The 14,365-nt window shown below is 39.9% G+C and carries 10 protein-coding genes and 2 rRNA genes; 7 read left to right on the forward strand and 5 right to left on the reverse strand.

Annotation, left to right across the window (positions count from 1 at the left end):
* The 5 genes from T344_RS0118950 to T344_RS0118970 form a co-directional block, all read left to right on the forward strand.
* The coding region (locus T344_RS0118950) for an IS30 family transposase (RefSeq protein ID WP_027629997.1) at nt 1–805 on the forward strand (805 nt) is incomplete at its 5' end.
* Nucleotides 806–1,243: 438 nt separating this feature from the next.
* Nucleotides 1,244–1,714, forward strand: coding sequence for a DUF2975 domain-containing protein (locus tag T344_RS0118955; protein ID WP_004626451.1), 471 nt, complete (start codon nt 1,244–1,246; stop codon nt 1,712–1,714).
* 14 nt (nt 1,715–1,728) lie between these two features.
* The gene (locus T344_RS0118960) at nt 1,729–1,950 is read left to right on the forward strand and encodes a helix-turn-helix domain-containing protein (RefSeq protein WP_004626442.1); all 222 of its coding nucleotides are present in this window, start codon (nt 1,729–1,731) and stop codon (nt 1,948–1,950) included.
* 168 nt (nt 1,951–2,118) lie between these two features.
* On the forward strand, nt 2,119–3,702 hold the full coding sequence (locus T344_RS0118965) for a DUF4153 domain-containing protein (RefSeq protein ID WP_027629998.1): 1,584 nt from the start codon (nt 2,119–2,121) through the stop codon (nt 3,700–3,702).
* 92 nt (nt 3,703–3,794) lie between these two features.
* The gene (locus tag T344_RS0118970) at nt 3,795–5,084 is read left to right on the forward strand and encodes an ATP-binding protein (RefSeq protein WP_027629999.1); all 1,290 of its coding nucleotides are present in this window, start codon (nt 3,795–3,797) and stop codon (nt 5,082–5,084) included.
* 114 nt (nt 5,085–5,198) lie between these two features.
* Here the strand turns inward: T344_RS0118970 and T344_RS0118975 are convergent, their stop codons facing one another.
* The gene (locus tag T344_RS0118975) at nt 5,199–7,502 is read right to left on the reverse strand and encodes an extracellular solute-binding protein (protein ID WP_027630000.1); all 2,304 of its coding nucleotides are present in this window, start codon (nt 7,500–7,502) and stop codon (nt 5,199–5,201) included.
* Between the two features lie 451 nt (nt 7,503–7,953).
* Nucleotides 7,954–10,236: an RNA polymerase recycling motor HelD gene (gene helD / locus T344_RS0118985; protein WP_027630001.1), complete on the reverse strand. Its 2,283-nt coding sequence runs from the start codon at nt 10,234–10,236 to the stop codon at nt 7,954–7,956.
* Between the two features lie 372 nt (nt 10,237–10,608).
* Here helD and T344_RS0118990 point away from each other — a divergent pair, with 372 nt between their 5' ends.
* Both T344_RS0118990 and T344_RS0118995 read left to right on the forward strand, forming a co-directional pair.
* Complete coding sequence (locus T344_RS0118990) at nt 10,609–12,090, forward strand: alpha-N-arabinofuranosidase (protein WP_027630002.1); 1,482 nt, start codon at nt 10,609–10,611, stop codon at nt 12,088–12,090.
* Nucleotides 12,091–12,107: 17 nt separating this feature from the next.
* Complete coding sequence (locus T344_RS0118995) at nt 12,108–12,383, forward strand: DUF6171 family protein (protein WP_027630003.1); 276 nt, start codon at nt 12,108–12,110, stop codon at nt 12,381–12,383.
* Nucleotides 12,384–12,489: 106 nt separating this feature from the next.
* Here T344_RS0118995 and T344_RS0119000 read toward each other — a convergent pair whose 3' ends face one another.
* From T344_RS0119000 to T344_RS0119015, 3 genes are all read right to left on the reverse strand, one after another.
* Nucleotides 12,490–13,788, reverse strand: coding sequence for an MFS transporter (locus T344_RS0119000; protein ID WP_084331278.1), 1,299 nt, complete (start codon nt 13,786–13,788; stop codon nt 12,490–12,492).
* A gap of 233 nt (nt 13,789–14,021) precedes the next feature.
* Nucleotides 14,022–14,138: ribosomal RNA gene (gene rrf, locus T344_RS0119010) — 5S ribosomal RNA — on the reverse strand.
* A 140-nt stretch (nt 14,139–14,278) separates the two neighbouring features.
* Nucleotides 14,279–14,365, reverse strand: a 23S ribosomal RNA gene (locus tag T344_RS0119015); the annotation flags it as partial.

Genomic DNA, 14,365 nt, shown 5'->3' on the forward strand with positions numbered 1-14,365 from the left:
TCCACTTGTTAGAAAGGGACAATCCATCCATCAGATATATGCAACTTATGTGGATGAGCTTATGTGTAGTGAAAAAACAATTTACAACTATATTGATGCCTGCCTTTTTGATGTAAGGAACATTGATCTCCCTCGTAAAGTGAAGTACCGTCCTCGCTATAAAAAGCCCGAATTCAAAGTAGATAAAGGTTGCCGGATTGGACGTAACTATGAGGATTTTCAGACATTCATTGAGAAACATCCAGATATCTCTGCCGTACAGATGGATTCAGTTATTGGAAGCAGGGGTGGTAAAGTTTTATTAACTATACATTTTGTTGAAACCTCCTTTATGCTGGCTTTTTTACGGGATGCAAATACTTCTCAATCCGTTATTGATATTTTCAGTAATATCAGAAAAATCATCGGAAAGGAAAATTTCCAAAAGCTGTTTCCGGTAATTCTGACGGATAACGGGAGCGAATTTTCCAATCCAAAAGCCATTGAATATGGTCCTGACGGACTTCTTCAAACGCGAATATTTTACTGTGACCCAAGCAGTCCTCACCAAAAAGGTGCTATCGAAGTAAACCACGAGTTAATTCGAAGAGTACTTCCCAAAGGAACATCATTTGATTGGCTTACGCAAACGGACATCATGTTGGTAATGAATCATGTAAATTCCTACAAAAGGAAAAAGCTAAACAACCTGAGTCCCTATCAGACGTTTAGCTTTTACTATGGAGAAGATTTGCTAAAACAGTTTGGATGTTCACCAGTAGCTGCTGAAGACATCATACTGAAACCAAAACTTCTCAAAAGATAACACATAAAAAAGTTAACGCCACCAGCGAGGTAAAGTTAATAGATTACACATAAGGGGTAGATTTTCCGATTACAAAAAAATCGACCGTAAGTTCACCTCTGGTCTTTATGCACTTTTTTATGTCTAAGCAACGTCATTATAGCCAATTTTCCTAAAAATATTACATAGAAGCTGGAATCCAATTTACAAAACGAGATTTTCAGCTTCAAAACGGGATTTTTGATTACAAAATCAGAAACTTCTTTTCAAATTGGGATTCTCGCAATGCAAATGGGAATCTGGTACTACAATTCACCGCCAAGAATGGGTTTTGCTTGCAAATTAATCATATTTCAATTATTTTTTATTATTTATTGGTATGTTTTTATTGACAAACGATAATTATGGAGTTATATTACACTTAAAGGATAAATATATTGCACATTGTTGGAGGTTTATATGAAGCTGCAATTGCCCGGGCAAAAAAATCTGAGTCATATTGTTGAGGTTATGTGTACCGTATTTCAGGTTATGGGTGTAATACTGGTTGGCTCCCTTCCCTGGACGTTGAATAACTACCTGCTATTTAAAAACAGTTATGTATCCGGCAATGTTTATTATTCCATGCTGATACTGCTTTTTTTATCGGGGATTTGTGCCTTTTGTATTTTAGGTCAGTCAAAAAAGATTCTTCGCAACATAAATAAAAAAGACCCTTTTACCCTTGATACGGCCAACAGAATCAAATACATCTCCTACTGGTGTTTGCCCATAGCTTTCGCTTACCTTGCCGCAATTTATTTTATTCCCTCCGCATTTGTACTTTTGGTTGGGTTGACTTTTTTATTCCTTTCAGCCTGTATTTTTATAATAGCCCGGCTATTTTACCAGGCAGTCAGCTACAAGCAGGAAAATGATCTGACAATCTAGAGAGGAGAAAAAAGATGCCTATCATAGTAAATGTTGATGTAATGCTGGCTAAACGGAAAATGAGCTCAACCGAGCTGGCTGAAAAAATTGGAATCACCACTGCAAACCTGTCCATATTAAAGACTAATAAGGCAAAGGCAATCCGCTTCTCCACACTTGAGGAAATATGTAAGGCACTCAACTGCCAGCCTGCCGATATCCTGGAATATGTTCCGGAGGAGGAACCTGCAAAATAGGATATCCGGATACAATCTGAAAACTGAATAATTTCATAATTTTTATTAACCGGAAACAATACTTAACATTAAAATTAATTTTCTAAAAAAGAATATTTACAAGTCCGTCTTGAATTATGCCCTTTTTTAGTAACTCAATTTAAAAAAATCAAGCAAAGGAGTATGACAATGGAAGATCAAAAAAAACCTCTGCCAGAACCGTTTAACAATATACCTCCAAATTATAAACCTTATATACCAAGAGACAAAACACCGGAATATCAGGCCTTCAAATCAAAAGTAATATCCCCGAAGGGCTTTATCATTACCATACTAAGCATTCTACTGGCCATCCTTTTCACCGAGACCATTTTTCTCGGGGCTGCCGGCATATCTGTTCCAATATTCGCCATAGCTTTCTATTCCAGCCTGTTTTATTTTTTCCGTGAAAATGAAAAACCCATTAACAAAACAGGCTTATACCTGACAATTCCCGTGTTTCTTCTGGCCTTCAGCTTTTTCCTGCACTACAATCCCAGTACCCAATTCATAACCTGGCTTACCTTAATCGGACTCGTATGTATCCAGCTTGTCATGCTGGGCACCAATCCGGCAGCTAGTCTTTTCTCTTATGACATGCTGGGCAGGGTAATGTCAAAAGTCATCGGACACTCCTTCCTGAACCTTGGGATGCCCTTTTTCTCCCTGGAATTCCTGAAAAAAAGAAGAAAAACACATAGCTCCGGTAAAGCACCACTTATACTTATAGGTCTGGCTATTTCACTGCCTGTTGTTATAATTCTGCTGGGCCTGTTCATGAGTGCCGATGCAGTTTTTGAAAACGCTGTCAACAGTGTTATTAGCTTCATCGATGTGGATTTCGGCAACATATTTGCCGACCTGTTCCTGGGATTCTTCGGCGGAATCTTTCTTTCTGCCGCACTGCTGGGTCTTAAATACGAGGAACATGAGGAAAAAGCCGCCGGGAAAATAGGAAATTCTGTTGACGGACTTGTCATCGGTACTTTCCTTACTATAATCAATATTTTATTGATTGCCTTTGTGGGCTTCCAGTTCGTTTACCTTTTCGGAGGGACCGTCAATATCACCGTATCGGATTTAACCTACGCCGAATATGCAAGGAGGGGCTTCTTTGAACTTACCGCCGCATCCGGCATCATATTTTCCATTGCACTTTTTGTTATGATTATGACTAAAAAGAAGGAGGATAAACTGCCTGCGTGGGTTAAACTCTGCACTGTCTCCCTCTGTTTGTGCAATGGTGTATTACTGGTGTCGGCCATAAAGAGAATGCTTTTATATGTGGATGCTTACGGATTAAGTGTCAAGCGCGTCCTGACACTGTGGCTCATGTGCCTCATCGGTCTATGCCTGGTCTGGATGATTATTAAATGCTTCAAACCCCAAATGGATGTAATGAAGCTTATCGGCATCACTGTCGTTACATGTGTATGTATTCTGAGTCTCACAAATACCGAGAGATTAATAGCCCGCTATAATATTGACCGTTACATCAGCAACCCCGGTAAGATAACCCTGGATGTATACCATCTGGGCAGGCTGTCCTATACCGCTGCACCCGAAATTGTACGTTTAAGGGATTTGAATTCCGACGGAAGCCAGTTTACCAGGACTGACATATTGGATATATTACAACACCAGAAGGTAGCCTACGAAGACAGAAATGCACTCTATGGCTTTACACTGGACAGTATTGGAGCACGGGAGGTGTTTTCAGGCATATCAAAATAACAACAGGTAAATGATTGACATCTTGCTGCTCAAATGTTATAAAATAAGAAAAACTGCTATCATGAAATAAGTACCTGTAAAGGAAGTATTATATGTATGTAGACACAAATGAATTATTTTTATACCGCAAGTTTGAGCAGCAGAACTTATTTGATAATATTACCGGTATAATCAATGACTATGAAAATATTAACTACGAAGAGATTAAAAAAATCATATATCCATGTGCCAATGAGCTGATAGAGTTTGGCATGCGCTGCGGATTTGAAGGCAATCTGTGGCACTGTTTTCTGACCTATTTGCTGGTCAATAATGAGAATTCCTATTCCAGATCTCTTGAAATAGGCGGCTCCGCAACGGGAACCATTACTCGGCTGGCATTAAACGACTTCAGAATTTTCAAGCAATTATTTGATTTTGATCTAACTTTGATTGATAAGGTACTTGGGTTGGATTGTCTGTGTTTTGTTTCGGACTTCAGCAATCCGGACAGCTCAAAAGCACTGATGGATGCTGATATAATACAGGCTTTCAGAGAACTTACCGACAATCTCAGGCATTCCGGTGACCCGCAGGTTTTCTGCAGGCATACAAGCGATTTTTACAGACAGCACGGTGTCGGTAAATTCGCAATGTACAAAGCCTTCAAGGTGTGTCTCTGCGGACAGTCGGCTGATATTGTTCCCATTGCAAATACCGGTAACATATATTTTGATGACCTTGTAGGTTATGAACTGCAAAAAAAGGAGCTCATTAAAAACACTGAGGATTTTATAAACGGGTACAAGGCGAATAATGTATTGCTGTACGGTGACAGCGGTACCGGCAAGTCCTCAAGCATTAAGGCCATTCTCAATGAATACAGCTCCCGGGGACTCAGGATGATAGAAGTGTACAAGCATCAGTTCGGCTATTTGCAGGAAATAATCCAGCAGGTAAGGAACCGGAATTACAAATTCATAATATATATGGATGACCTGTCCTTTGAAGATTATGAAACAGAGTATAAATATCTTAAGGCCATCATAGAAGGAGGCCTTGAAATGCACCCGGGCAATGTCCTCCTTTACGCAACGTCCAACAGGAGACACCTGATAAGGGAAAAATGGAGTGACAAGGACGACAGGGACGATGACCTCCACACAAATGATACCGTTCAGGAAAAATTGTCACTGGCTGCCCGTTTTGGACTGTCCATACTTTATATTTCGCCAAATAAAAAGGAGTTTAACAATATCGTCAGAGTTTTGGCCCGGAAAAACAACATAGCCCTTCCCGAGGAAGAGCTGTTCCTTGAAGCCAACAAATGGGAGATGCGCCACGGCGGTTTATCGGGCAGAACAGCCCAGCACTTTATAACCTATCTCAAAACCAAACTGTAATTTACTATATTGATTAAAATTATTGAGAAAAAATAATTATGCCCATTATACGGCACTCGCGTGCCGGTTTAATGGGCCATAATTTTTAACTGGAATATTAATAAGCAATTTTCACTATTCATTTAGATATATACTTACCTTGTTTTGAATCAATTTAGCTGTTTCCTGGGCAGATTTCTTTCCTGAAAAGAAATCTTTTATGCCCTCCAATACGATCTGTGAAGCCTGTTCTTCAACGTATGGCAGTAGCTCCAACTCATCTATCATTTTGTTCACCATTTTAACATCCTCTTCATTCAATGCCCTGACTTTACGTCCCTTGTCCTTGTAAGCCATATACATATAGTTCCGTTCAATCTCACTTTTGGCTTTCTTTTCAAGGGCACTTATGCTTACAGGGAATTGATACATATCGTCTCTGGCTTGTATTTCATCTGAAAGAAGCAACTTGATAAATTCCCAGGCTTCCGCCTTAAGCTTTGAGTTGTTGTTAATGGCATATGTCCTTCCCTCATAAATTATATTCGGTGTTTTTTGGGCACTGTATGAAGGCATATTATAAAATTCCACTTCGCCGTTCATCAGACACTGGGTTTGTATTACCCCCTGATAAGTACCGAAATAGCTTCTCATAAATCCAATTGTTCCCGGATCAAGCATTTTATAGAGTTCAGAGATATCAAGCTTTGGACTGCAAACACCCATACCGGAAAACCCTTTTGTGAAATTCAGCAAGTCAATAAATTCCCCTGAATCAAAACTGCAGGACTTTTTATCCAGATCAATAAAATTGTTGTATTCACTCAGAAGAACCATGCTGAATATGCCTTCCGGTGACATCTTTTCCATAGCATACTGATCCGGTTTTCCATCTCCGTCGTTATCCCTGGTAATCTTTTGGGCTAATGACAGGAAATCCTTCCATGTCCATTTAGAACTGTCTATGCTGATTCCTTCCTTATCCATTATGCCTTTATTGGCAGCAAAGGAGGCAAAGCTGAAATTTACAGGCATTACAAACAGATTATTCTTATACTTGAAAGCATTCAGAATATTTTGCTTGTAGTTGTTTATATCAAAGCTCTTATCGTTTTTTATCACTTCACTAAGGTTTTCCAAACAATTCTTATCTATATATCTTCTATAGGGGAGACCTTCAGTCTCAACAATATCCGGGCCTTTACCGGCCATTAACTCTGTACTTACAATTTTCCGGTAGTCCTCTTCCGCCTTCTGAGCCCTGTTTATTTCATCATCACCGGGGCCATCTTCACTTGAACTAATGGTAGCTGCCGAAAAATCCTTCAAATCTACCTTTACGTCAGGGTACTTTTTCCGGAATTGGGCAATTGCCGACTCCAGATACTTTTCAGAATACCTCGTATAAATACTGAGGGTTTTCTGATCTGCCGCATTCCCGGGTTCCTTGGAAGGAGAATATTTATAAAACAAAGAGACACTCTTGTTCTCTCCTGATGAATTGTCCATCTTAAAAGCCAATATGTAGATATTATTATCCTTATCGAAAACAAAATCATTTGTATAAGTTCCTGAATCCAGAAGTGACGACTGCTTGAGATCAAACACATACCCTTCTGTTTTTCCCTCAGGTGTGCACGCTATAATACCTTTTTCAGCTAAAAAATATAGTTTCTTATTTACCAGGCTATACTTCATTTCGTGCATAAAATGCCCGGCGCTCAGTTCTGTCAGAAGTTTACCCTTATCCTGACCCAAACTTATTATTTCAACAGACGATTTACCGGAATCTCCGCTTGAAGATCCCATAAGCAGGTTATCCTTGTCATCGATTTCTATAAAGTCGATTTTCTTTGCTTCAATGTCTTTGATTTTTTTGCCGTCAGGGCTTAAAACCTCAACCTTCTCCCTTCTCTCCAGCAAATATACATTTCCTTTTGTATCTACGGCAATATCAGTTATCCCTGCCTGCTCATCGGTATAGGTTCTTTTTCCCAGTTCAAAACTTTTTTGTTTTTCTCCCTTTGAATTATATATAACTACCGAGCTTTCAACTTCTCTTTTTTTGTCGCCCTCTTTAATTTGTCCATATTTTTCTCTGACCACATATCTGTTGTCCTGTGAATCAAGGGTAAAATTAAAATCCGTATAATCACATTTATATTCCTGAATTCTCTTACCGTTTGTGTCTGCAGTGACATTATAAATATCCTTTTCCCTCTGCTCCGTTAAAACCAGCCGGTTCCCGGAATCCAGACCTATTTTCATACCGGCATTCTTAAGCCCCAATTCCCTGCCCAGGTCCTGTTCCTGGTAGTTGGATACATTGTTCATATCCAGAACATTGGCAGCCGTCTCTTTTTTATCATTATCGCCGCAGGCGCTTGCACCCATGACAATCAATGCCGACAATATAATGCATGTTATCCGTTTTGTCATTCTGGTATATCACTGTCCTTTCTCCGAGGTCGCTATTTCATAATATAATCAAGTGCAAATATACCATAAAATATAAGAAAAGGGAATAGAAGTATGAAGGTACATCTCATTTTTTAACTGAATTTACAGTTTGTTCATATTAAAAATATTAAACCGTGTATTTTGTTAGAAATCATTGGAAATAATAGAAATAATCATATGATGTGATTACTACAAGTTAAACTGTTATTTGAAAGGAGAATTTGTATGGGTGATAAGGGTAGTGCCAAGAAAGCGCCAAAGATGTCCAAGAAAGAGGCCAGAGCTGCTAAAATCGCAGCCCGCAGCAGCAAAAATACCGAAGAGGCTTAAACAGAAATATGCACTGATTACCTTCAATGGTACTCAAAATTAAAACATATACCAGAGCAAAAAATGAAATTGCATATACGCAATTTCATTTTTTTGGGAATTATTCCAATAGCGCTGATTTATCCCCTACATAGTAAATGCAAAGCTTGTGCAGAGGCCTGGTCATTGCCACATACAGGAGCTTTGTGTCCAGTTCACTTTCAGGGTAGTTTTCCCGGTTGGCATTGGAAAGAAGGACAACATCAAATTCAAGTCCTTTTGACAAATAAGACGGCACTATTACTATCCCGCTTTTGTATTCGTTCTCATTTCCGGTTATTAAACCAACATCCTTATGGGACTTTTTCAAGAGAGGCAGTATCTGCCGGCACTCCTCCATAGTCTTGCAGATTACAGCTATTGTTTTGTGCCCAAGTTTTTTATAAGCTTCTATTTTTTTCGATATATCCCCGGCAACATCATTAAATGATGGTTTAGAAATATATTCAACCGGCTCACCGTGCCTTATAACAGGTTTACCCCTGAACATGGAAAGGCCCTCAAGCTTTCCCATCACCGCATTTGCTGCTTCCATTATCTCGACAGTTGTTCTGTAGCTCTGTTCCAGGGTCAGAAACTCACACTTTCTACCCTCAAAAACCTCTTCAACAATTTCCTCCCACTGCCGTACACCTCTGTAGGAGTGTATCCCCTGGCACAAATCTCCCAGTATGGTGAAGGAACTGTCCTTTACGATCTTCTTGAGTACAAAAAACTGAAATGCGCTGAAATCCTGCGCTTCATCTATTACAATATGCTTAACCGGTACCTTCTCATCCATACCGTAAATCTTGTATTTCAGATATATTATGGGGGCCAGATCCTCCAGCTCCAACTGCTTGCTCTTCAGTATTTCCAAAGTATATTGCCTCGTGAATTCACATACTTCTGCGCTTGCATAGCTGCCTGCCAGCTCGTTAAAAGTTCCGCTGTCCTCCATCAGTTCACAATAGTATTGATATGGGCTTAATTTGGGCAGGCTCTCCACGTACTCCTTAACCAGAGTCTTTGATACCTTTTCAATTTTTTCCATAACACGGTCTCTCTTTTCAAAAGCTTCCATTACTGCTTTCTGCCGTTCTGTCTCATCCGGTATTTTCAGCCTGGCCAGTGCAACCTTTTTGTCACATTCGGCTTCAATCTGTGTTATAAACTGCTGCTTGCTGATTTTAAGCCTTGAGGCCAGGCTCTTCTTAATTTCATTCATCCGCTGGGCAATTGGCCACATACCGTACTGGGTCAGGAAGAGATTGTTGATTTCATCATATGTGTAAATTACCTTTGTGCCCAGCATGAAATCCTGTCCGGGTATAAAGGCTTTCTCTATTTTAAGAATGTAATTGTCTATTATTTCTTTGAAATACATTGAGGTTTTCAGTACAGACGCCTCTCTGACCCTGTCGTTATAGGCGGCCTGCTCTGATTTGGCATTATGGTTGACAAACATATTCAGCTTGTCGTTTGCGTCGGTGAGCTTGAATTTTTTCCCTATGAGCTCCATTGCGAACTCCTCAAAAGTGGTCTGCTTTACCCGTTCAACTCCAAGTTCAGGCAGGACTTCGGATATATAGTTCAGAAACAATCTGTTTGGTGCTATTATCATAAAGTTTTCCGGTTCAAAAGTCTTTTCAAAAGTGTAAATCAGATAGGCTATTCTGTGAAGTGCTATTGTGGTTTTTCCGCTGCCCGCAACCCCCTGGACTATAAGCGGTTTCCACATGGGGGCCCGTACGATTCTGTTCTGTTCCTCCTGTATTGTTGAAACTATTTCCTTGAGCCTGTTTTCAGCATTTGCTCCCAGGTAAGTCTGCAGGAATTCATCATTGGTAGTTATATCTATGTCAAATATCTCTTCCAGCTTGCCGTTGTTGATGGCAAACTGTCTTTTAAGCAGCAGGTCCCCGTCAATTGTACCATCGGGGCAGATATAGCTGGAAGCTCCCAGCCTTCCCTCATAATAAAGGTTGGCTATTGGCGCACGCCAATCCACAATTATTATTTCCTGATCCTCATCTCTTGCAAGGGACATTTTTCCTATATAAAGATTTTCGGTTTTATCCGTTCCCGACTCCTTGAAGTCGACCCTGGCAAAATAAGGCTTGTTTCTGGCGGTATACAGGTTTCTTACCTTCAGCGCCAGCGTATCGTGAAGCATGGTATTTACAATTATACTGGTATAATCGGCACTGCTGTCTCCACTCATATGTCTTTGTACGTATTCCAGTTCATTTCCTATTTTTGCTCTCTTCTCCAATGCTCGCTCCAGACTTTTCTCAACATAGTCCAGAGTATACCTGCACCTTTCAAGCTCTTCCCTGTAGGCCGGATGGTTTGCAGCTGACATAATCTACCTCCCTCTGCGTGCTGCCGGCAACTGTATAAATAAAGAAATTACCCGGTTTGTTTCAAGTTCAACCTTACCCATACATACCAATGTGCCCCGGCCTTAAAGGACGGGGGTACCCATGCACGCTATTAAAAATATTTTGGAATTTTTACTGTTTTTTCAAACAGACTTCTATTATATATTTTCCCATTTTTAAAATCAATGTTTGTAACAAAGACTTAAAAAAGATTTTGGAACGCTTTAATAGAGCAATTATTAATATTTTATTATTGACCGTTGATATTGACGTTGATAATAATTTTTAATACAATGTAATTAAGATTTATATTAAGTGATTAATGTTAATATTAATTTATTGCGGAGGTAATTATGAATTCAATTAAAATCTATACCGGTCAAAGAAAAGGTGTTATCAGCAAGCACATTTACGGGCAGTTTTCAGAGCACCTCGGAAGATGTATATACGAGGGCTTCTGGGTAGGTGAGGATTCCCCCATACCAAACACAAACGGTATAAGAAATGATGTGGTTGAGGCCTTGAAAAAAATAAACATACCGAATCTCAGATGGCCCGGCGGCTGCTTTGCAGATGAATACCACTGGAAAGACGGTGTCGGCCCCAAAAGTAAACGTAAATATATGATCAACACCCACTGGGGCGGTGTAGTTGAAAATAATCACTTTGGTACCCATGAGTTTTTAATGCTTTGCGATATGCTGGAATGTGAACCTTATATATGCGGTAACGTAGGGAGCGGAACTGTTCAGGAAATGTCGGAATGGATAGAATACATGACCTTTGACGGTCAATCGCCTATGGCCAAATGGCGCAGGGAAAATGGAAGGGATAAGCCCTGGAAGCTTAAATTCTTCGGAGTCGGGAATGAAAACTGGGGCTGCGGCGGCAATATGAGACCCGAATATTATGCGGATGAATATAGACGCTATCAAACCTATTGCCGTAACTACGGTGATAACAAGCTCTTCAAAATTGCCTGCGGACCAAACTCCGGGGACTATCACTGGACAGAAGTCATGATGAAGGAAGCCGGCAATATGATGGACGGTCTCAGCCTGCACTATTATACGGTTGAGGGTGATCACTGGGAAGATAAAGGGTCGGCCTTGGAATTTGACGAAAAAGGCTGGTTTCAGCTTATGAAGCATACTCTTCTGATGGAAGAAATGGTCACGAAGCATTCTGCAATAATGGATATTTATGACCCACAGAAGAAAGTTGCTCTTGTTGTGGATGAATGGGGTACATGGCATCGGGTTGAGCCAGGAACAAACCCGGGATTTTTATATCAGCAGAACACTCTCCGTGATGCTCTTGTGGCAGGTACAAATCTTAATATATTCAACAACCACTGTGATAGAGTTCGGATGACAGCAATAGCACAGGTTGTGAACGTCCTTCAGGCAATGATCCTGACTGAAGGAGGAAAGATGCTGCTCACACCCACTTACCACGTATTTGACATGTATAAGGTTCACCAGGAAGCTGAGCTTGTTCATTCAATAGTTGACTGCGGGGACTATGAGTTTGGAGGAGAAAAAATCCCGCAGATCAATGTATCTGCTTCCGTAGACGCATCTGAAAAATTACATGTTACTATCTGCAATCTCAATCCCAATAAAACTGCCGATATCAGGCTTGACCTTCCAGACTTCAAGCCATCGGCCGTAAGGTGCAGGATATTGACTTCGGATACCATGAATAAGCACAACACCTTTGAAAATCCCAATGCTCTTACACCTGTTGATTTTAAAGGCTGTGCCGCTGCCCAGTCCGGACTGAAGCTGGAGCTTCCCAAGATGTCCGTTGTTCAGCTGGAGCTTTCAAAATAGCATGCGGAGGCACATATATGGCTGAGTCAAAAAATTGTAAAGGCTGTTCAGCTACCGTTCATCAATCATTTGATGAGATCAGGGCAAATATGGATGAATATACGGGGACAATTGACCCTGACCTGCGCACCGACCCTGCACTTTACAAAAAACGTCTTTTGCGCTGCAGCAGCTGTGCAGGCCTCTATTATGAAACTACCTGCAGGTACTGCGGTTGTTTTGTTCAGATGCGGGCACTTCGCAGAAACCTGGACTGTCCCAATCCTGAAGGCAGCAGATGGCATGAGTTATAGCATCCTTTTTAATTGAATAATTTATATTAAAGGCCATGTCTGAGGGGTTTCTTCAACCCAGCTCAGACCGGCCTTTTTCCAATGGATTCAGCTTTTTCAGCGGTATTCAGTTTATTCCGGCTTCTACTGTTTTATCTGTGCTTGTAATTCTTTTGCTTAAATATAATGAAATCAGGAAGAGAATAAAAACGCAAAATTGAATTATTGATCCGCTGCGGTATACCTGGAGGATTCCAAACCTGGAAATCATATTGCCCGCTACCACATTACCGATTATACCGCTCAAACCGGCATAAATGGCAGTTGCTACCGTCTGAGCCGTAGCCTTCAGCTCTGCCGGTGCAAGTGAGTCAATATAATAAATGCTTCCGGCCAGGAACATGCCGTAGGAAAGTCCGTTCAGGGACTGGGAGAATATGGCTATTTCCGGACCTGAAGCTATGGAATATAAAAACAGACGTATTGAATAAACAAACATGCCTGTCAGAATTAAATACTGCGGTTTGAATTTCCTCACCAGCATACTTGATATTAACAGGATGGGTACCTCCGAAAACGCGCTGACCGCATTTGCAATTCCATATAGATTATCATCCCCTCCAACCTGTTTTATCAAGGTTGCAAGAAAACTATACACCGATGTCATGGTCATAAAAGTTATTGATGATAAAATTACAAATGCAGTATAATGAAAATTCCTTAATAGCCTGCCGATGTTTAGTTCCTTGAGAGTCAAAGGTTTAGCCTGTACATTCTCATCATCCCTTTTATATTCAAATAAAGCAGCGCACATGATGAGATTTATCATACTGATAATTGCATATACCAAAAAGATTATATTAAAAAAGGATATGGTGATAAGTTTTCCGTTGATTACCACCAGTATGGAGAATCCCAATGATCCCCATAACCTGAAAGAGCCATAAGACTTTCCACTGTTCTTTATGCTGTGGATTGTCCAGCTGTCCAGCAGGGGTGACATACTGCAGTAAAAAAATTGTATCAGCGGAAGCAGAATAAATATAATATACTGATTTGTTACAAACGGCAATAGAACAATAAGTGCTGTCGCCAGGCTGTGGCAGAGCAAATAAACATTCTTTATGGATCTGATCTTATCGCTGATCATTCCCCACAAAGGCTGTCCCACCAGTGTAGCAATGGAGTTAAACATCAATATTACGCCTATCCTGGAGGTACTTATATTGTTATTCATCAGATAGACCACTATAAATGGATTATACGCCCCTACAGCTGCCCAGGAAAATAAATGCAATATTTTAAAGTTTCCGGCAATATTTCTTAATACTTTTATATTATTTGAAATGGTAAATCCTCCAGAGTTTAGTATAATATTAAATATCCTTATAATATCAGATATATTTTTTGCTACCCGGATTATTATATTTTAAATTTTATTTTTAATAAATGGATAAATTTATACTAATTACTGATAAAATATGTTTAATTTTAAATAGTTTTGTACATCCTTTGTCAAACTAAATTTCTTTGCAAACATAACAAAACCCCAAGCATTTCTTCTTGCAGTCCCAAAGTCTTGGGGCATATTTCTTTTGTGCAGCTTTCTTTGCAGACAAAGAAAGCCTTGAGTGTATTATCCTCAAGACTTTCATATAAATCTGGCAGAGACTTACTTTCCCGGGCCGTTGCCAGCCAAGTATTATCAGCACTGAGATGCTTAACTGCCGTGTTCGGTATGGGAACGGGTGTATCCATCTCGTCATTTCCACCAGAAAATTTACAGATTTTAACTTTTTAACTAATTCTTTTGAGATCTACTCATTGAGAATTAAATAATGTATCGAAGTAATAAGAAGATTTGAAACTAACTCATAGATTTTTTAAGACTATCTACTCTTGAATACCTGTTTCTTTGGGTCAAACCCTCGACCTATTAGTATCAATCAGCTTAATACATTACTGCACTTACACTCTTGACCTATCAACCATGTAGTCTACAT

The sequence above is a fragment of the Ruminiclostridium cellobioparum DSM 1351 = ATCC 15832 genome (assembly GCF_000621505.1).
Lineage (GTDB): Bacteria > Bacillota > Clostridia > Acetivibrionales > DSM-1351 > Ruminiclostridium > Ruminiclostridium cellobioparum.

What these genes read in the sequence shown, in the direction of transcription:
- T344_RS0118955 (WP_004626451.1), top strand. Translation starts at nt 1,244, where the DNA reads ATGAAGCTGCAATTGCCCGGGCAAAAAAATCTGAGTCATATTGTTGAG.
- T344_RS0118960 (WP_004626442.1), top strand. Translation starts at nt 1,729, where the DNA reads ATGCCTATCATAGTAAATGTTGATGTAATGCTGGCTAAACGGAAAATG.
- T344_RS0118965 (WP_027629998.1), top strand. Translation starts at nt 2,119, where the DNA reads ATGGAAGATCAAAAAAAACCTCTGCCAGAACCGTTTAACAATATACCT.
- T344_RS0118970 (WP_027629999.1), top strand. Translation starts at nt 3,795, where the DNA reads ATGTATGTAGACACAAATGAATTATTTTTATACCGCAAGTTTGAGCAG.
- T344_RS0118975 (WP_027630000.1), bottom strand. Translation starts at nt 7,502, where the DNA reads ATGACAAAACGGATAACATGCATTATATTGTCGGCATTGATTGTCATG.
- helD (WP_027630001.1), bottom strand. Translation starts at nt 10,236, where the DNA reads ATGTCAGCTGCAAACCATCCGGCCTACAGGGAAGAGCTTGAAAGGTGC.
- T344_RS0118990 (WP_027630002.1), top strand. Translation starts at nt 10,609, where the DNA reads ATGAATTCAATTAAAATCTATACCGGTCAAAGAAAAGGTGTTATCAGC.
- T344_RS0118995 (WP_027630003.1), top strand. Translation starts at nt 12,108, where the DNA reads ATGGCTGAGTCAAAAAATTGTAAAGGCTGTTCAGCTACCGTTCATCAA.